General features: G+C 43.4%; 19 protein-coding genes. 14 read left to right on the forward strand and 5 right to left on the reverse strand.

The annotated features are described in order from the left end of the window. Positions 1 to 23: 23 nt before the first annotated feature. From J699_RS09935 to J699_RS09915, 5 genes are all read left to right on the forward strand, one after another. Positions 24 to 689, forward strand: a complete 666-nt coding sequence (locus J699_RS09935) for an NAD(P)H-binding protein (protein WP_032867244.1) — start codon at positions 24 to 26, stop codon at positions 687 to 689. Positions 690 to 701: 12 nt separating this feature from the next. Further along, positions 702 to 1,214 carry a ribonuclease E activity regulator RraA gene (gene rraA, locus J699_RS09930; protein ID WP_032867242.1) on the forward strand — a complete coding sequence of 171 codons (513 nt, stop codon included), beginning with the start codon at positions 702 to 704 and terminating at the stop codon, positions 1,212 to 1,214. 12 nt (positions 1,215 to 1,226) lie between these two features. Beyond that, entirely contained in the window at positions 1,227 to 2,015 is a 789-nt protein-coding gene (locus J699_RS09925; RefSeq protein WP_032882808.1) for a glutathione S-transferase N-terminal domain-containing protein, read from the forward strand. A 116-nt stretch (positions 2,016 to 2,131) separates the two neighbouring features. Then, on the forward strand, positions 2,132 to 2,485 hold the full coding sequence (locus J699_RS09920; RefSeq protein WP_032867238.1) for a hypothetical protein: 354 nt from the start codon (positions 2,132 to 2,134) through the stop codon (positions 2,483 to 2,485). A 123-nt stretch (positions 2,486 to 2,608) separates the two neighbouring features. Further along, positions 2,609 to 5,116: a tetratricopeptide repeat protein gene (locus J699_RS09915; RefSeq protein WP_032882810.1), complete on the forward strand. Its 2,508-nt coding sequence runs from the start codon at positions 2,609 to 2,611 to the stop codon at positions 5,114 to 5,116. 83 nt (positions 5,117 to 5,199) lie between these two features. Here J699_RS09915 and J699_RS09910 read toward each other — a convergent pair whose 3' ends face one another. Then, positions 5,200 to 6,735: an acetyl-CoA C-acetyltransferase gene (locus tag J699_RS09910; RefSeq protein ID WP_005285023.1), complete on the reverse strand. Its 1,536-nt coding sequence runs from the start codon at positions 6,733 to 6,735 to the stop codon at positions 5,200 to 5,202. Positions 6,736 to 6,958: 223 nt separating this feature from the next. Here J699_RS09910 and J699_RS09905 point away from each other — a divergent pair, with 223 nt between their 5' ends. From J699_RS09905 to J699_RS09890, 4 genes are all read left to right on the forward strand, one after another. After that, complete coding sequence (locus J699_RS09905; RefSeq protein WP_005229792.1) at positions 6,959 to 8,350, forward strand: 3-oxoacyl-ACP reductase; 1,392 nt, start codon at positions 6,959 to 6,961, stop codon at positions 8,348 to 8,350. Positions 8,351 to 8,415: 65 nt separating this feature from the next. Then, positions 8,416 to 9,270: a MaoC family dehydratase gene (locus J699_RS09900; RefSeq protein WP_032867233.1), complete on the forward strand. Its 855-nt coding sequence runs from the start codon at positions 8,416 to 8,418 to the stop codon at positions 9,268 to 9,270. A 79-nt stretch (positions 9,271 to 9,349) separates the two neighbouring features. Further along, positions 9,350 to 10,603 (forward strand): serine hydrolase domain-containing protein, encoded by a 1,254-nt coding sequence (locus J699_RS09895; protein WP_032882811.1) that lies wholly within the window; start codon positions 9,350 to 9,352, stop codon positions 10,601 to 10,603. A 32-nt stretch (positions 10,604 to 10,635) separates the two neighbouring features. After that, positions 10,636 to 11,052 (forward strand): hypothetical protein, encoded by a 417-nt coding sequence (locus tag J699_RS09890; RefSeq protein ID WP_032867229.1) that lies wholly within the window; start codon positions 10,636 to 10,638, stop codon positions 11,050 to 11,052. Position 11,053: 1 nt separating this feature from the next. Here the strand turns inward: J699_RS09890 and J699_RS09885 are convergent, their stop codons facing one another. Beyond that, entirely contained in the window at positions 11,054 to 11,635 is a 582-nt protein-coding gene (locus tag J699_RS09885) for a TetR family transcriptional regulator (protein WP_032867226.1), read from the reverse strand. A 126-nt stretch (positions 11,636 to 11,761) separates the two neighbouring features. On the opposite strand from J699_RS09885, the gene J699_RS09880 reads away from it, so the two are divergent. After that, the gene (locus tag J699_RS09880; protein ID WP_032867224.1) at positions 11,762 to 13,252 is read left to right on the forward strand and encodes an MFS transporter; all 1,491 of its coding nucleotides are present in this window, start codon (positions 11,762 to 11,764) and stop codon (positions 13,250 to 13,252) included. 41 nt (positions 13,253 to 13,293) lie between these two features. Here J699_RS09880 and J699_RS09875 read toward each other — a convergent pair whose 3' ends face one another. After that, entirely contained in the window at positions 13,294 to 13,887 is a 594-nt protein-coding gene (locus J699_RS09875; RefSeq protein WP_032867222.1) for a Maf family protein, read from the reverse strand. After that, complete coding sequence (locus J699_RS09870; protein ID WP_005229802.1) at positions 13,887 to 14,270, reverse strand: DUF2237 family protein; 384 nt, start codon at positions 14,268 to 14,270, stop codon at positions 13,887 to 13,889. Before J699_RS09870 ends, J699_RS09875 begins: the two co-directional genes overlap by 1 nt. 140 nt (positions 14,271 to 14,410) lie before the next feature. Here J699_RS09870 and J699_RS09865 point away from each other — a divergent pair, with 140 nt between their 5' ends. Beyond that, positions 14,411 to 15,598, forward strand: a complete 1,188-nt coding sequence (locus J699_RS09865; protein ID WP_032867219.1) for a phosphoglycerate kinase — start codon at positions 14,411 to 14,413, stop codon at positions 15,596 to 15,598. A gap of 152 nt (positions 15,599 to 15,750) precedes the next feature. Next, positions 15,751 to 16,005, forward strand: a complete 255-nt coding sequence (locus J699_RS09860) for a hypothetical protein (RefSeq protein ID WP_032867216.1) — start codon at positions 15,751 to 15,753, stop codon at positions 16,003 to 16,005. A 48-nt stretch (positions 16,006 to 16,053) separates the two neighbouring features. Here the strand turns inward: J699_RS09860 and J699_RS09855 are convergent, their stop codons facing one another. Continuing rightward, on the reverse strand, positions 16,054 to 16,437 hold the full coding sequence (locus J699_RS09855) for a hypothetical protein (protein WP_005229807.1): 384 nt from the start codon (positions 16,435 to 16,437) through the stop codon (positions 16,054 to 16,056). A gap of 255 nt (positions 16,438 to 16,692) precedes the next feature. Here J699_RS09855 and J699_RS09850 point away from each other — a divergent pair, with 255 nt between their 5' ends. Then, positions 16,693 to 17,271 (forward strand): nitroreductase, encoded by a 579-nt coding sequence (locus J699_RS09850; protein ID WP_032867213.1) that lies wholly within the window; start codon positions 16,693 to 16,695, stop codon positions 17,269 to 17,271. A 48-nt stretch (positions 17,272 to 17,319) separates the two neighbouring features. Further along, positions 17,320 to 18,393, forward strand: coding sequence for an NAD(P)H-dependent glycerol-3-phosphate dehydrogenase (locus J699_RS09845; protein ID WP_032867210.1), 1,074 nt, complete (start codon positions 17,320 to 17,322; stop codon positions 18,391 to 18,393). Positions 18,394 to 18,455: the final 62 nt, after the last annotated feature.

The following is an 18,455-nucleotide window of genomic DNA, read 5'->3' on the forward strand; positions in this document are numbered from 1 at the left end:
GTCATGGCTTGGAAGAATTAAAAATGAGAACAGGTGATAAAAAAGCAATTGTAATTGGTGCGACAGGACTGGTCGGTCAGGCACTGGTGGATGAACTGCAGCAAGCAGAAGATTTTGACACGATTACCGTAGTTGTTAGAAAAAGTTCAGAAACATTAAAAGCTTATAGCAAGGTCACTCAGCTGATTCTGGACGACTTCCTGTTATTGAATGATGAAGATGTCAGTGCCTATACCCATGCCTTTAGTTGCTTGGGAAGCACCATTAAACAGGCAGGTTCCAAGGAGGCTTTCTATGCAATTGATTATGAAATCAATGCGCATTTTGCTGATTTGATTCAGGATAAAAATATTCATTTATTGCTGGTAAGTGCATTGGGAGCGAACGCAAATTCGCCAATTTTCTATAATAAAGTCAAAGGTGAACTGGAAAATTACCTGAAGAGCCTGTCAATTTATAAGCTATCAATTTTCCAGCCCTCACTTTTAATCGGCAAACGTAGTGAGGTTCGTCTGCTTGAAGATCTGGCACAGACAGCATTTAAACTGGTCGAAAAAACCTGGACTCGGCCGTTTAAACTTAAACCTGTTACCGCAGAACAATTGGCGCATACTATGCTGGTTGCAGCACAAACACAGACTGCCGCATTCAAACTCTACGATAACCTGAGTATACAACAAAGCAAATAATGGAGAATTTCAGTGACGACAATTCCTTTTGTAACCTGTGATTTGTTAGATGATAACCCGGAAAAAGAGCTACAAGTGGTCATCCCGTCTTTAGATGGTAAATTCTTTAAAAGCTATGGCGCGCGTAAAACCTTTGGCGGTCAAGTGGTGACTGTAAAGTGTTTTGAAGATAACTCACGTGTGAAAGAGCTGTTGGCAACCGATGGTACAGGGAAAGTATTGGTAGTCGATGGTGGTGCATCAATGCGTTGTGCCTTGATGGGAGACATGATTGCCGAGTCAGCAGTGAAACATCACTGGAACGGGGTGATGATCTATGGCTGTGTGCGTGATGTGGATGCACTGGCAGAACTGGATTTGGGCGTACATGCGTTGGCTGCAATCCCGCAAAAAAGTAATCGTAAAGGCATAGGCGAAGTCGATGTCAGCTTGTATTTTGGTGGTGTGACAATCAACTCGGGCGATTATATCTACGCAGATAATAATGGCATTGTGATTGCAAAAGAAAAATTAGTCGATTGCTAAAAGGAGAGTGCGATGATGAATAGGGTGAATCACCAGCTCAAGGTTTTACAATCGGTTATTGCCAGTGTAATCGAAGGCGGACGAGGGGCAATGGGAACACCATTTCCTAATCAGCCGGCAAAGGCAATAAAACTGTATGAGTTTGAAGGTTCACCATTTTGCCGCCGTGTCCGTGAAGTGATCACCTTACTGAATCTGGATGTGGAAATTTATCCATGTCCTAAAGGTGGGCAAAAATATCGACAGATCGTCAAAGCCAAAGGTGGGAAAAAACAGTTTCCCTTTTTGATTGATGAAAATCCCGGTGACCAGTTATATGAGTCACAAGCCATTATTCATCATCTGTTTAAGCACTATGGCAAAACAGGGAAAACACCGAAAAAGTATAGCCATTATCCAAAACTTCCGTATGTCTCTACGTTGGCCACAGTCGCTAACGCAGCGCGTGGCGTCTGGATTGATCCGCAGATTGTTGATCGTCCAGCACCAGCGCAGTTATTGGAACTGTGGAGCTTTGAGGCGAGCCCGTATACCCGTTTGGTGCGTGAGGTACTGACCGAGCTAGAACTGCCCTATATTTTGCATAATGTACCGAAAGAACGTTGGCAGGATATGGGGCCAGCTGTATTGCGGCTAAAGCCCGGTAAGTATATTCCGTTGCCGAATGGCAAACGTGAAAAGGTGGTTGAGGTCATGGGACGCGATATTCAGGTGCCTTATCTGCTTGATCCGAATACAGGTGTGAAAATGTTTGAATCTGCCAAAATTATGGAATATTTAAAGAAGCAGTACGGCGCATAATTGTTCAGAAAGCATCTTTTAACAGGTGCTTTTTTTATATCAAGTGCTATGGTGGTTGCTTCAATTATGGGTTTAGCGGTTTAATACAGTTGAAAAAATAATGATGTGATCTTGAAATGTTAAGCCAACTGAGCAACTTATTTAAAAGTTCTAAACAAACACCCGAGCAACTATTTCTAAAAGAACACGCTTTGTCTTTTGATGCTGAACAAGGGCCAATTTTAAATGGTGTGGTACTGAATGATTTGGGCTTTCGTCTGGAATATTTCTCGAACCGAAAATTAGAACGATTTGATGATTTAGAAAAGCTGTTCCGGATTGCACTGCAAATTAATGAAAAAATTGATCTGGAATTACACTCACAACGTTTTGTTGAGCGGTTGGGAAATAATGAAGACAATCTCAAACAACTCAAGCAAGCGATTAAAGTTTTAAATGATTATTATGTGAAGTTTAAACGGGCGAGATAGAGCAGTATAAGTGCAACACTATCTATTAGGTAATCAACACATATAAGGCTTGGCTACAAAAGTGTAGTCTTACCCTATATTCGGGTATGAACTTTTATAAAGATAATAACTAGAGACAAATGCATGGCACATCGTATTTATTTGTATAATGTTAATAAAGATAAACAGCATAGCGATTTGGGCTATTTAGGTGAGTGGAAATATGAAATTCCACAATTATTACTTCCGCTGTTTTTTGCACAGCCTTCCCGTAAGGGGCACTTGCTGTACTTTGACCGCCAAGGTGGTGTTGAGTACTTACAACGTTTTTACGATTTATTAAGTGAACAGTATCAATTCAGTGAACAGACGGGCTGTGTCGAGGCCCAGCAGACCATGTTCGAGCTGTTACAGCACTTGCCTTATGAACAGCTAGAAATGGATGCCACTGATGTCTTTAATATGAATGAGGACAGTCATCGTCAGCAGGCACAGCAATGGCTTGAAGACATCCTGGAGAAAAAAGCCTTGTATGATCAAGCTCTGGAGCAGCGGGATCTAACTGTTCTAGATGCGGTCTTGACCAGAACGGGCTATGAAAACTTTTGGGATATCTTACAAACAGACTGGGTGCAATGGGGACTGGGCTATTGGGAAGAATCACTTTATCGCGATGCATCGGAAAGCTTTGAGGAAAATGGCCTATGGGGACTCAGAAACCGTCAGGGAGAAGTTGTTCTTGCGCCGCAGATGAACGAGATCTGGGCATTTAATGATGAGGGAATCGCCGTATTTGAGCGCAATGCACAATATGGTTATCTCAATCATTATGGGAAGATTCTGCTCGAAGCACAGTTTGCAGATGCCTATGACAGTTTTCAGCTGGAAGGTAAAAATTATGCAGTGGTGCATCCACAGGAAAAGCCGGAATTAGAAGGCCTAATCTGTGTGGAGGATGGTCAATGGATGATTCCCGCCTGCTACGAAGCAGTAGAGCAGCTACGTTACTCGGATGTTTTTAATGTGTTTAAAGCAGGCCAGTATCGCCTGGTTAATCTCCAGCATCAGGCTATTGTCGCTGAGTCATCGGATCATCCTTTCGATCTGGATTATTTAAATGAACAGGTTAAGCTGTATTACTGTGCACAAACAGGCTTGGCAAAGAGACGTTATTTCCTGAGTAACGGCAGCTATCTGGGAGAGTATATTGAAGATGTACTGCAACCGCTCAGTAATGGCTATTTATGGGTCAAGCCGAATAAATTCCAGCGCAAGATTTGTGTATTAAAACCAAATGGTGAGTTACTGATTGATGATATTGATCAGCTAAAGGAATGGTCGGGCTATGGTTATCGTAGTTTTGCTTATTGCAAAGACAAGCAATGGACTGTCTATCAGACCGAAACCCATTGCTTTTTGTTAGCGCAAGGTATGGATAAGCTGATTGAGGGGGAATATCTGCATGAACTCGAGGATATTTATCCTTTTGAACATGCAGGGCAATATGGTCTGTTCGATGCCAAGCAACAACAATGGCTGATCCCGCTTGCCAATCAGTTTGAGCGTATCCAGCATGTCAGTCATGGCTTGTTCCAGTGCATCACGACCGGGGGAAGCTATTACTACGATGCAAAACAAAACATGCTGGGAACAACAAATTTTGATTATATTGCGCCGGCAATTGAGCGTTATGACCCGGAACAAGGGCTATTAACTTTATTTAAAGATCTCGACTTATTCTTTATTGATTCACAACGTCAACTGGTAAAAGCTGATCCTGATCAAATTGGGCAATTTTATTTGCGGCGTTTTAATTTCCATGGCAAAGATTTAAGGTTTTTTGAGCAGTACTATTCACGCTGGAAAGCCGCCCAAGGCGATAGCTATTTTGGCCAGCTGAAGGCCAACACCTTGTTAAAAATGGCGCAATATTTTGAAGAACATCATGATATTACGCAAGCCATAAAATATTATCAGGCTGCTGCGGATCAGGGGGATAGTGAGAGTATGGTGGCCTTGGGCCTGATTTATAATAATGGTGAAGGTGTGCAGCAAGATTATGCGCGCGCGCTGGACTATTACTGGCAAGCAGTGCAACTGGACAATTCGTGGGGCTGGAACAATCTGGGGTGTATGTATCTTAACGGGCACGGGATTGAGCAGGATGTCCAGCTGGCGATTGAATGTTTTAACAAGAGTGCACAATTGGGGAATGGCCAGGCCTGCAAAAATCTGGCAGGGTTTTATTATGACGGGATTGACGTTGAACAGGATCTGGAGCTTGCCAAAACATATTATCAACGTGCCGAACAGCAGTTTTATTTCAGTGGAGAACAGCTTGCCGATATCTACTATCAACAGGCGGCGTATGCTCAAGTTGCCAAGCTGATCAAGCGTGATAAAGACGAAGCATATACGGCGATCTATTATGCGCTGATGTATGAAGCAGGGCATCAGTTTAAGCAGAATATTAAAAAGGCCATTCAATATTTTGAGAAGGCATTGCAGTATGCGGATTATCCTTATGCATTGAAGCAGTTACTGCATTATTATGCTGAATCGGAACAGTTTAAACATCCTGAAAAATATCAGCATTGGCAGGAATATATCGAAAGCAATGATATACAACTTGATGAATCTGCATCTGATTAAGCAGGGTATAAGCCTAGTAAAGCCCTGAGCAATAAAAAAGCTGAATCAAGTGATTCAGCTTTTTTGCTTCAGTCGGTGAGCAATTATTTTTCAATAATCGCGGTCACACCTTGACCACCCGCAGCACAGATCGAAACAAGAATACGACCTGAACCTTTTTGGTTTAAGATTTTCGCAGCAGTCGCGATGATACGACCACCTGTAGCGGCGAATGGGTGACCCGCAGCTAAAGAAGAACCTTTAACGTTGAGTTTGCTACGATCAATTGAACCTAAAGGTGCATCTAGACCTAAACGCTCTTTACAGAACTTTTCATCTTCCCACGCTTTCAAGGTAGAAAGTACTTGTGATGCAAATGCTTCGTGGATTTCATAGTAATCGAAATCTTGAAGTTTAAGGCCAGCACGCTCAAGCATACGCGGAACTGCATAAGCAGGGGCCATTAATAAGCCTTCTTTCTTGCCCACGAAATCAACCGCAGCAGTTTCAGAGAAAGTCAGGTAAGCAAGTACTTCGTGACCATTGGCTTTCGCCCATTCTTCAGACGCTAAAAGTACACATGACGCACCGTCAGTTAATGGTGTGGAGTTACCCGCTGTCATGGTTGCAGCTTCGCCTTTACCAAACACTGGTTTTAATTTTGCCAGTTTTTCAGCAGTTGAGTCAGCACGTAAGTTATTGTCGCGGCTTAAACCCAGGAATGGCGTAATTAAGTCATCGAAGAAACCTTCTTCGTATGCTTTTGCCATTTTTTGGTGAGAAGAAGCAGCTAGCGCATCTTGTTCTTCACGTGGAATACCCCACTCAAGCGCAGTGATTGCTTGGTGGTCACCCATTGATAAACCGGTACGTGGTTCACCATTTTTAGGCGCATCCATCAGGTCTTTTACATTGATTTTCGCTAAAGCTTTTAAACGGTCTTTACCTGTTTTGGCAATGTTAAGCTCAAGCAGGGCTTTACGTAAGCCGTCACCGAAAGCGATTGGCGCGTCAGAAGTGGTATCAACACCACCTGCGATACCCACTTCGATTTGACCTAAAGCAATTTTGTTTGCGACCAGGAAAGCGGCCTGTAAACCTGTACCACATGCTTGTTGAATGTCATAAGCAGGGGTTTCTGGTGCAAGTTGCGTATTTAATACACATTCACGTGTCATGTTGAAATCACGGCTGTGCTTTAATACTGCGCCCGCAACCACTTCACCTAGGCGTTGACCTTGCAGGTTGAAGCGCTCAACCAAACCGTTTAACGCAGCTGTAAACATGTCGATGTTAGAAGCTGTGAAATAAGCGCCGTTAGAGCGAGCGAAAGGAATACGGTTACCGCCGATAATGGCAACACGGCGCACAGTGTTTTGGCTCATGGTTTTATCCTGTTGAACAGAAGGTTTGGTTGTTTTAGCAGTCGCTGCTTTCGTCGTGGTAGAAGAAGCAGCGCTTTTTGCCGCACCTGCACTACGTGTTGTAGAACGGGCACGCGTTGTTTTTGGTGTCGTGGTTGCTGCTTTTGGAGTTGTGCTCGCAGTTTTACGTTTCGTAGAAGCTGCTGTTGATGTATTTGACACAGTCTCCTGAGCAGAATTGTCGACTGCTGGATTTTCTTGAGTTGTTTTGCTCATAAGGCTTTTCCAAGCATAATTGCGATATTCTTGCTACAAACATACCATATTTCCCATACAGCTGTATTGACTAGAATGACGCTTGCGACCACATTCAGGTCAAGACATCCAGACATGAACTCAAGTATGATTTGTGATGAGTCAATCAGACATTGATTTCATGCCATATCCCAACATGATTCATGTGTTTGTAACAAATTCATTTGTATGAGAGATAATAACCATGACTGATCAATACCAAGCATTTACACAATCACCTTTAGGTAAATTTGTTGTAAAAAATTTAGGTCTGCCATCACCAGTGACGCTAGATCGTTTTGAAAGTGCCCAACCTGTTGTGAATGGGGCAGTATTGCTTGGCGCAGCACCATCAAGTACGGTTTCTGCTGCGATTGCTCAAGTTCTTAGCAATATTCATGCAGATAGCTATGTCGGTAATAATGTTGAGTTACAGCAGACTGCTGCAAAAGTCGGTTTAAATCTGCGTCCATTAAATGCCGATGATAAAGAATCTAAATTCAAAGCGGTTGTATTTGATGCCTCTGGCATTCAGGATTCTGAGCAGTTAAAAGAGTTGTATAACTTTTTCAATCCAATCGCTCGTCAAATCTCAAGTTCAGGTCGTGTGATTGTGATCGGTACCACACCTGAAACTGCAAAAACAGTCAAACAGGCGATTGCACAACGTGCGCTTGAAGGTTTCATCAAATCTGTTGGTAAAGAATTCAAAAAAGGCATTACTGCTCAAGTGGTTTATGTCGACCAAGGTGCAGAAGCGAACCTTGAATCAACTTTACGTTTCTTGATTTCACCACGTTCTGCTTATGTATCAGGTCAAGTGATCCGTGTATCTAAAGCTGATGTGGCTGATTTAGACTGGGCGAAACCACTTGCAGGTAAAACAGCATTGGTTACTGGTGCAAGCCGTGGTATCGGTGAAGCGATTGCACATGTACTGGCGCGTGATGGTGCACATGTCATTTGTTTAGACGTTCCGCAACAACAAGCGGATCTTGAGCGTGTGGCAGGTTCAATTGGCGGTTCAGTGTTGGCAATCGACATTACGGCTGCGGATGCGGGTGAAAAAATCAAGACTGCTGCTGCAAAACAAGGCGGTTTAGACGTGATCGTGCACAATGCAGGGATTACCCGTGACAAAACTTTGGCAAATATGAAGCCTGAGCTTTGGGATCTTGTCATTAACATTAACTTGTCTGCCATTGAGCGTGTTAACGATTACTTACTATCTCATGACGGTTTAAATGCCAATGGCCGTATCGTTTGTGTATCATCAATCAGTGGTATCGCGGGTAACCTCGGTCAAACCAACTATGCAGTATCTAAAGCAGGTGTGATCGGTCTGGTTAAATTTACTGCGCCGACATTGAAAAATGGTATTACCATCAATGCAGTTGCACCAGGTTTCATTGAAACGCAAATGACTGCTGCGATTCCATTCGCGATTCGTGAAGCTGGTCGCCGTATGAACTCAATGAATCAAGGTGGTTTACCTGTAGATGTAGCTGAAGCAATTGCGTGGTATGCATCTACTGGTTCAACAGGTGTGACTGGTAACGTGGTACGCGTCTGCGGTCAAAGCTTGTTAGGTGCTTAAGCATTAGGGTTTTAAAGAGGGGTGCTTGTGCATCCCTTTTTTATAAAAATATTGAAAGGTTTATTATGAATACACGTCATTTTAGTCAGTTGCCAAAACCTTATTTAGCTTATCCAAAAGTCATTCAAGGTCTCATTTTCAAAAAGCCAAAAGGTGAAAAGGTTCTGCCACAAGTTGAGTATGTGGTAGATACACTTAAAATTGATAGCAAACATTTAGAAAGCTATAACGAGATTTGTGGTTTTAAAAATGATGGTGTTGTACCTGCAATTTATCTGGCGGTTTTGTCGCAAAGTCTGCAAATGCACATGATGACCAGCGAAGCTTTCCCGTTTCCAATCTTGGGTTTGGTGCATATTCGTAATCAGATCAAGCAAATACGTAATATTGGCGTGAATGAGCAAATCACGTTGTCGTGCAAGTTTGGTGAGTTAAAACCGCACGACAAGGGTTTGCAATTTGATTTCATCACCACTGCGAAAGTTGCCGGTGAAGTGGTGATGGAAAGTTTAACCACCTATTTATCACGTCAGAAAACTGAGAAAAAAGCAGGTGAGAAGGCTAAAGATACGCAAGAACCCGCTTATCAACCACAAGCAGAATGGAATATTTCAGAAAATACGGGTCGCCGTTATGCGGTGATTTCTGGCGACTTTAACCTGATTCATATCCATGCCGTAACTGCAAAAGCATTTGGTTTTAAACAGGCGATTGCACATGGTATGTGGAGCAAGGCTAAAGCTTTGGCGAGCATTGAGCTTCCAGCAGCTTATGAGGCAGATGTCTGGTTTAAATTGCCAATGTATTTACCTTCAACGGTTGAGTTCCTCACCGCAGCTGAAGCAAAGCAAACAGATTTCCTGATCCGTAATCTGAAATCTAAAAAGCCACATGTGGCAGGTACAGTGAAGGCACTTTAATCTATTCTTAAATTGTAATGCTCCCTGTTGTGCGCAATAGGGAGACCATAAAAACATAAATATCATAAGGAATTGAGCTTTGATTAAAGAATTATTATTTGCTGTTACACATCATTATCACGGTAGCGTTGATGAACGCTTTATTGATCTGGCTCACCAGTTTAGCCGTTTACAGGATGCACGTAGCCAGCAAGGTGGCGCGGCATTGGTGGTGTATTTTCAGGGGCAGAAAGTTGTTGAGATTTTTACGGGGAAAAAATCTCAACAAGAAGACTGGCAAGCCGATACCTTGGCCATGTGCTATTCAACAGGTAAGGGGATTCTTGCAACGCTGGCTCATATTTTAGTGAGTGAAGGTGTGCTGGATTATGAGCAGCCGATTGCACATTATTGGCCTGAATTTGCTCAAAATGGCAAAGCCAATATTACCTTGCGTCATGTATTATCCCATCAAAGCGGTTTGTTTGATATTCGCAATATGATTGATACTGCCACAGAAATGCTGGATTGGTCGCATATGCTGGATGTGGTGGCTGCAGCAACACCGCGTTTTATGGCAGGGGAAAGCTATGCTTATCAACCTTTGACCTATGGCTGGATTCTGGGTGGTGTCATTGAAAAATCAGCCAAACAGCCGTTAAGCTGGCTGATGCAACGTTATCTGGTACAACCGCTTGAACTGGATGGCGCTTATTTTGGAACGCCTGCTTCAGAATTAGATCGTGTTGCACGTTTATTGGAAAAACCCAAAACGGCATCTCAAGCTAAACCGCAGAACAAGAAAAACAGTCAACCCCGTAAAGCCCCTTTATCGGAACGCTTATTAGAGCTTTCAGGACAAAACCCTCAGGATTTTCAGGATGCCATGATTCCTAAAGGGATGCGCCATTTTAGCTTTTATAGTGATGAGGGCTTGCAAGCCGTTATTCCGGCAGCCAATGGTGTATTTACTGCAGATAGTCTGGCTAAAGTGTATGCCATGCTGGCCAATCAGGGGCAATGGCAAGGTCAGCAACTGATTCGACCAGAAGTGTTCAAGCAACTCAGTACGGTACAAAGCAAAACACGTGATCAGGTCATGCCGATTCCAATGCACTGGCGTTTGGGCTATCACCGTATTCTCACCCTAGGCAAACGTGCGCCACACGGCTTTGGACATGTGGGCTTTAATGGCTCGGGGGCTTGGTGTGATGTTGATCGTGAACTGAGCTTTGCTTATACCCACAATTTTAATGTGACTTCAGCAACTGGTGATTATCGTCTGTGGGGCTTGAGTCAGGAAACATTACGTTGTGCCGATGCAATTTTAAATGGGCGCAAAGGCTGGTTTTAACCCTCCTTTTACCAACTTGAGCTTGAATAAAAATGACAAGATTAAGAACACATATTGAATTTTGTAGCGATGCATTTCCTCAGACCCAAAATGAAATTAATCAATGGGAAGGGCAGATTTGGGCAGAGAGTCTGGCAAAATATTTAGTTGAACAGTTCAATCAGCAAGGTATTGCAAGTGATTACTGTTTAGAAGATTGGGGCTGTTTTATTGAGTTAGACAATGAACAGTATCCACATATAGGGATTGGATGTAATCGTTATGAGGACGAGTACAAAAATAGTTTTTTAATTTTCCTGCATCCCGCTACACCTACTATTCGTAAATGGTTATTTAAAAAAATTGATATTTCAAATCAACTCAATTGTATGGCAGATACAATTGAGAAAATTTTGGCTCAACATTCTGAAATTTATAACATCAGATGGTGGGATGAACAGGACAAATAAATTAAAGAAACAATTCTGCTTGAATCATGGCCTCAGTATGACGTTTAAAATCAGCTTCATTTAAACCATTCAGCCCGAGTTTGTAAATTCCTTCCAAACCACATACAAATGCAATTAACCGCCATGCAATGTCATGGCTATTGCTCTCAAAATGAAACTCTCCCTGTGCCTGACCTTCATTGATCATATTGACAATGGAAAGATGCCAATCTTGCATGGCGATATTGTAGGCTTGTTTAATTTCTTCATCTTGGTCAATCAGCACTTCAGCTTCATTCCAGAGCCTTAAATAAGGCTGAATCTGTTCAATATTTTCGCAACCCAGCAGGAGGGAAAGACGTTGTAAGGCATTGGCTGTGCTGACCTGATTTTCAATTTCGTCCAGCTGTTGCATCAGTTTGATAAATGCTTCTGCTTTTAAATGCGAGCTGGAGGCAAAATGATGATGAACTTGTCCTGTCGATGTTTGGGCTTCGGTGGCAATACGGCGTACGGTCATCGCAGAAAAACCTTCGTTTAAGGCGACCTGCATGGCTGCCTGTAGAATCATTTCACGACGTTGTTCGCGATTTAAATAAGCCATTCTTTATTCGCACCTCTACCAAGATATAAATCGGGAACACACTACTCCAAATTTAAAAGTTGGACAAGTGTTCAATTTTGGTTATAATGACATCAATTTGAACAATTGTCCAATTTAGAGGCATTTATGTCACGCAAGTGGTTGATTCTTGCAATCGTTGTATTGATCTATCTCCCAGTATCGATTGATGCAACCGTTTTACACGTGGCGACACCAACCTTGAGTGAGTCACTTTCTTTAACAGCAAATGAGTTGCTGTGGATTATTGATATCTATTCTCTAGTTATGGCCGGTCTGATTTTACCCATGGGTGCATTGGGTGACCGAATTGGCTTTAAACGCCTGATGATTATTGGCGGTATTTTATTTGGTCTGGCCTCATTGGCAGCTGCATTTTCTTCGACTGCTTATGCCTTGATTGGTTCGCGGGCTTTACTGGCAGTGGGTGCAGCCATGATTCTGCCTGCCACTTTATCTGCAGTTCGTAATACTTTCCTGGATGAAAAGCAACGTAACTTTGCGCTTGGCATCTGGGCAACGGTCGGCGGGGGTGGTGCTGCCTTTGGTCCGTTACTCGGTGGTTTCTTATTGGAACATTTCCATTGGGGCGCAGTGTTCCTGATTAATGTTCCGATTATGCTGGCTGTATTGGCTTTAACGGTCTTCGTGATTCCAAAACAGGCAGGACAACCAAAACAGAACCTTAATCTTTTACAGGCGATTGTGCTGGTGGTTGCGATCCTGAGCATGATCTATGCTGTGAAAACCGTGATGCATGGTTTTAGCATCTGGTCGGTGTTGATATTCGCGGTGGGCTTTAGTTTGCTGGTGGGCTTTATCCGTAAACAGCTCACTTCAACTTCGCCAATGATCGATATTCAATTGTTTAAACATCCCGTGATTGCAACGGGTGTGGTGATGGCAATTGTCTCCATGATGGCGCTGGTCGGTTTTGAATTGCTGATTTCACAGGAACTGCAATTTGTTTACCAGCTTTCACCATTGGCTGCGGGTGCATTTATTTTACCGTTTATGGTGGCGATTAGTTTAGGCGGCCCAATCGCCAGTATGCTGGTTAACCGTTTCGGTCTGCGTTCAGTGGCATCGCTGGGGATGTTGATGAGCGCTGTCAGTTTGTGGGGCCTGGCCAATACAGACTTTATGCAGGCGAAGATGCAGGTCTGGAGCTGGATGGTTGTGCTGGGAATCAGCGTAGAAATTGCTTTACTGGCATCCACCTCGGCCATTATGTCGTCAGTGCCGCCAAGTAAAGCCACGGCAGCAGGGGCAATTGAAGGCATGGCCTATGAATTGGGCGCAGGTTTGGGCATTGCCTTTTTCGGTCTGATGTTGTCATGGTTCTATGCCAACTCGATTGTGGTACCAGCCGATGTACCATCTAGCATCATTGAACAGGTCAGTAGCTCGATTGGGGAGGCAGTTCAAGCTGCCAAGCAATTACAGCCCATGATTGCTGAGCATGTGATTACAGCTGCAAAACAGGCTTTTAGTCAATCGCATCGTTCCGTGTTGAATGTGGCAGCCTTATTATTCTTGATCTTGTCGATCTTTATCTGGTTTGCTTTACCAAAGCGAGTCAAGGTCGTTGAGGAATAATGATTGACCCTGATCTAAAGTAATTTGGATCAGGGTGTTTTTTAAGGAACGTTTATCCCAAACTGACGTAAGATTTTACACAACTGAATCATCGGCAAGCCCATCAAGGTGGTTTGATCATCTCCCGCCATTCTTTCAAATAAGCTGATGCCCAAGCTTTCACATTTAAAACTGCCGGCACAATGCAAGGGCTGGTCAATCTCAATATAGCGCTCAATTTCTGCCAAGGTCAGCTGACGAAATTTGACTTGATAATGTTCGACCAATGTCGTTGCAAAGCCAGATTGTACATGTTGGACACTGAGCGCAGTGCTGAAAAATACGGTTTGACCCGAGTTGGCCTGTAATTGCTGAATGGCATTTTCAACACTTAGTGGCTTACCAATGAAATCATAAGGTGCATGTTCACGCCAAGCGACCTGATCGGAACCAATCACAATCGCATCTGGATGTTGCGCAGCAATCACAGCTGCTTTCTCAAAAGCGAGACGTTTAGCCAAGTCATCGGCATGTAATTCACCTGTTGCAGATTCATCAATATCAGGCGAGATACAGCGATAATCTAGTCTTAAACGATCCATGAGGTCTTTACGGGTCTGGCTGCCGGATGCCAGAATCAGTTCATATTGACGCATTACACTGCATATTCCACAAGAATATTGAGGGGCACATAGTGTAGAACTGCATTGTGACATGCATTCAGTTTGATCGGTGGGGCATGCCCAGCCTGATAGGCTTCAACCCAGCGCGTGACACAGATACACCAGAAGTCACCCGGTTTAAGCCCGGGAAAGCCGACTTCAGGTAACGGGGTGATCAGGTCATTGCCGACTTTTTGTGAGAAATTCAGAAACTCAGAGGTCATTTGCGCGCACATGGTGTGTTGGCCTGAGTCGGTGACCGCGGTATGACAAAAACCATTACGGAAATATCCGGTTAAGGGATCATAACAACAGCTGGCTAAAGGTTCGCCAAGCACATTTAAACGATTAATTTTAGGATCTGGATGAATAGACATAATAATAATAAAGATCGAGTGACGCTGAGTATCATAATCAAAAGTGACGGCTTCGGCAGCTTTTCTGCAAAAAAACTCACCTTTATTTCAGAGAATCATTTAAAATTGTGCCGTTTTTAAAATCAACTAGAGAGCCATCCATGAATTTTCAGCGCATGACTGATCTTGATTTAGCAGGTAAACGTGTCCTTATTCGTGAAGACTTAAACGTTCCTGTAAAAAATGGGGAAATTACCAGTGATGCACGTTTACGTGCGGCATTGCCGACCATTAAAGCTGCTTTAGAGAAAGGTGCGGCAGTGATGGTATTTTCTCATTTGGGTCGTCCTGTAGAAGGTGAGCCAAAACCAGAACAATCACTTGCACCAGTTGCTGCTTATTTAAGCAATGCTTTGGGTCAAGACGTTAAATTATTCACAGACTATCTAGATGGTGTGGACGTTGCAGCAGGTCAGGTGGTATTACTTGAAAACGTGCGTTTCAACCACGGTGAAAAGAAGAATAACGAAGAACTGGCAAAAAAATATGCAGCGCTTTGTGATGTATTCGTAATGGATGCATTTGGTACAGCGCACCGTGCAGAAGCATCAACAGAAGGTGCAGCACGTTTTGCACCAATCGCAGCGGCAGGTCCATTACTGGCTGCTGAGCTAGATGCGCTTGGTCGTGCCATGCAAACTCCAGAAAAACCAATGGTAGCGATTGTTGCCGGTTCTAAAGTATCAACCAAGCTTGATGTATTAAACTCATTGTCTACCATCTGCGATCAATTGATTGTTGGCGGCGGTATTGCCAATACCTTCCTTGCAGCAGCAGGTTATAACGTGGGTAAATCACTTTACGAAGCTGATCTGGTTGAAACGGCAAAACAAATTGCTGCAAAAGTCAGTGTGCCATTGCCAACGGATGTTGTGGTTGCAGATGCTAGCCAGATCAACTTTGAAGACTTCCTGGGTTCATTGGCAAGCGCACAAGCTGTTGTGAAAAATGTTGCAGATGTGACTGACACCGATATGATTCTGGATGTTGGCCCTGAAACGGCTAAAGCATTTGCAGAAATCCTGAAATCTTCAAAAACCATTCTTTGGAATGGCCCAGTGGGCGTATTTGAAGTGGATCAATTCGGTGAAGGGACCAAAGCACTTTCTTTGGCGATTGCTGAATCTGCTGGTTTCTCGATTGCAGGTGGTGGTGACACATTGGCTGCGATTGATAAATATGAAGTTGCTGACCAAATCGGTTATATCTCAACGGGCGGCGGTGCTTTCCTTGAGTTCGTAGAAGGCAAGACTTTACCGGCGGTTGCGGTTCTACTTGAACGTGCTTAATCAAGACGTAGCACTTTGATTAAATAAAGAAATAAAAAGAGAGTCGATTTAAATCGGCTCTTTTTACTTTTGGATAACATGGTCGTCATTAAAGTGTCATATATCTGAAATATGCTTGTCACAAGTTAATCAAGTTACTGTGGAAAGCCGTGATGAAATTTAAATTGACCCTTGCCGCGCTAATCATTGCTCCAATCATGCTGACTGCATGTGCAAAGAAAGATGAAGCGAAGAATGCTGAACAGCAAGATCAGGCAGCTTCTGCTGTATCTACTCAATCGACACAGACCACTCCAGAACAACAAGCTGCAATTGATGCCATTGATAAGCCCAATCTAGATGAACATAATAGCGATGTTGCAGAGCATGGGGCGGCTTCAGAAGTTGCTGCGAGCCAAGCTCACTAAGCCATACATAAAATAAAAGCCGATGTAGAAACATCGGCTTTTTTGTATTTAGGCGTTGGCCTTGCAATAGAAGGTGAGGGTAGTCTGGTAATCATCATCTTTAGCTAATGAGGCATTTTTACCTGTAATGGTGCCAATCACACCTGCGGCGGCTTCAACCATCTTGCCGGTTTGCTCATCCACCACACCTTTGAGTACGCCTTGATAGGCTGTTTTTTCATCTACAACAACAGGTGAGGTATTGCGGTTACAGGTTTTTTGAGCAGCGCTAATCGCATTATTTTTGGCGATCAGATTGGTTTTACCAATGCCCGTCACTTCAAACTGATTATTTTCTTTTTGAATGGCCAAGGTATTGGTTGGTGTAGATGCACATGCCGTTAGACCTAATGCCAGGCCGCCAAGTAAACTCATGATGAAGGTTTTTTTCATTGCTTGTTCTCAAGTGATTACGTAATCATATTATTTGAACATATAATTTATGGGTGCTTTGGCAGGTTATGTACAGTTTGTGCAGAGACTCTGTTAATTTTGTCAAATGAATGATGAGCTTAGTAATCATGAGATTTTCCATTTATTGACAAAAAAGCAATATAACCCATCCTTACAAGCAGGAATTAGGCATAGTGGAATTCATTCAGATTATGCTAATCTAGCGCCATCCTTGTGTTAGTTAGATTCATTTCAATGACGGACTCAAATATAGAGACAATTCATCAAAATATTCATCAACGTCAATCTATTGGGCAACTCATTGAGCCTGCACCGAATACAGAACAACTTGAAAAAGCAGTGCAAGCTGCGCTGACTGCCCCAGATCATCATCGTTTAAAACCGACCCGTTTTGTCATCGTTACTGCTGAACAGCGCGCTGCTTTTGGTGAGCATCTGGCTAAGGCCTTGGCAGACCTCGGAGAAACAGATCCTGCCCAGCTCGATCGGGTCAAGCAGCATCCATTCCGTGCACCGTTGCTGGTTCTGGCTTTAACGACGCTTCAGGATCATCCCAAAGTACCGCACTTTGAACAGATTCTGAGCACGGGCGCAGCGATACAGAATTTCTTGTTATCTTTACAGGCCCAAGGGTTTGCCAGCATGTGGCGTTCAGGAGCCGTCGTTGAGTCAAACTGGTTAAAACAGCAGTTGAGTTTAAAAGAGCAAGATTTAATTTCAGGAATTATTTATATTGGCACTGCGGCAAAGGCGATTGCACCACGTGCAGAAATAAACAGTCAGGATTTTGTCAAGGTGTGGCAAGCAAACTAAGCTCGGTTTGCAATGATGAAAGAAAGAAAACAGGTTTCAGGATAAAAAATGACAGAGTTAAAATTTAGCGATTTAGTTGAACCGGTGGCTGTAGATCAAAAAACAGCATTAAGAATTACAGTATTGGGTGGTGGTAGTTTTGGTACAGCCATGGCTAACCTAGCCGTGCGTAATGGCTGCGATACCATGATCTGGATTCGTGATGCTGCCGTCGCAGAAGAAATTAACCAGACTCACGTCAATAAACGCTATTTACCTGATTTTACTCTGGAAGCCGGATTGCGTGCAGTCGCCGATCTGGAGCTTGCAGTACGTGACCGTGACATTATTCTGGTGGCGATTCCGAGCCATTCATTTCGTGATGTGTTAAAGCAGATTGCACCGTTTATTACGTCTCAGGCTGTGGTTTCATTGACCAAAGGGATTGAGGCCAAAACCTTCAGTTTCATGAGCGATATTATTCGCACAGAATTGCCGGAAGTACCCTACGGTGTGTTATCGGGGCCCAATCTTGCCAAAGAAATCATGGCAGGTATGCCATCAGGCACGGTGATTGCCAGTGATTCTGAACTGGTTCGCTATGCCGTTCAGCATGCCTTACACAGTGCTTTATTCCGTGTGTTTGGTAGCGATGATGTGCATGGTGTGGAATTGGGTGGTGCATTGAAAAATATCTATGCCGTGGCGATGGGGATGGGGGATGCTTACAAGATTGGTGAAAATACCAAGAGTATGATCCTGACTCGTGCTTTGGCTGAGATGAGCCGTTTTGCTGTCAAGCAAGGTGCCAATCCTTTAACATTCCTGGGCTTGTCGGGCGTGGGTGATTTATTCGCAACCTGTAATAGCCCGTTAAGCCGTAATTATCAGATTGGCTTTGCGCTGGGTTCAGGTAAAACACTGGATCAGGCAAGCAAAGAATTGGGTCAGACCGCTGAAGGGATTAATACCATTGTTCAGGTGCGTACCAAAGCACAAGAACTGGATGTGTATATGCCAATTACCAATGCAATGTATGAAGTAATTTTTGAAGGCGCACCACCCATGAATATTGCATTGTCGTTAATGAAAAATGGTCATCGTAGTGATGTTGAGTTTGTTTTACCTCATCATGAAGTCTAAGCAAAATCATGAGATGTATCAAAAAACTGTCATCTATTCGCGTTATGATACCGCTATAAAAA

This window comes from Acinetobacter sp. 1000160 (assembly GCF_000588715.1).
Classification (GTDB): Bacteria; Pseudomonadota; Gammaproteobacteria; order Pseudomonadales; family Moraxellaceae; genus Acinetobacter; species Acinetobacter courvalinii.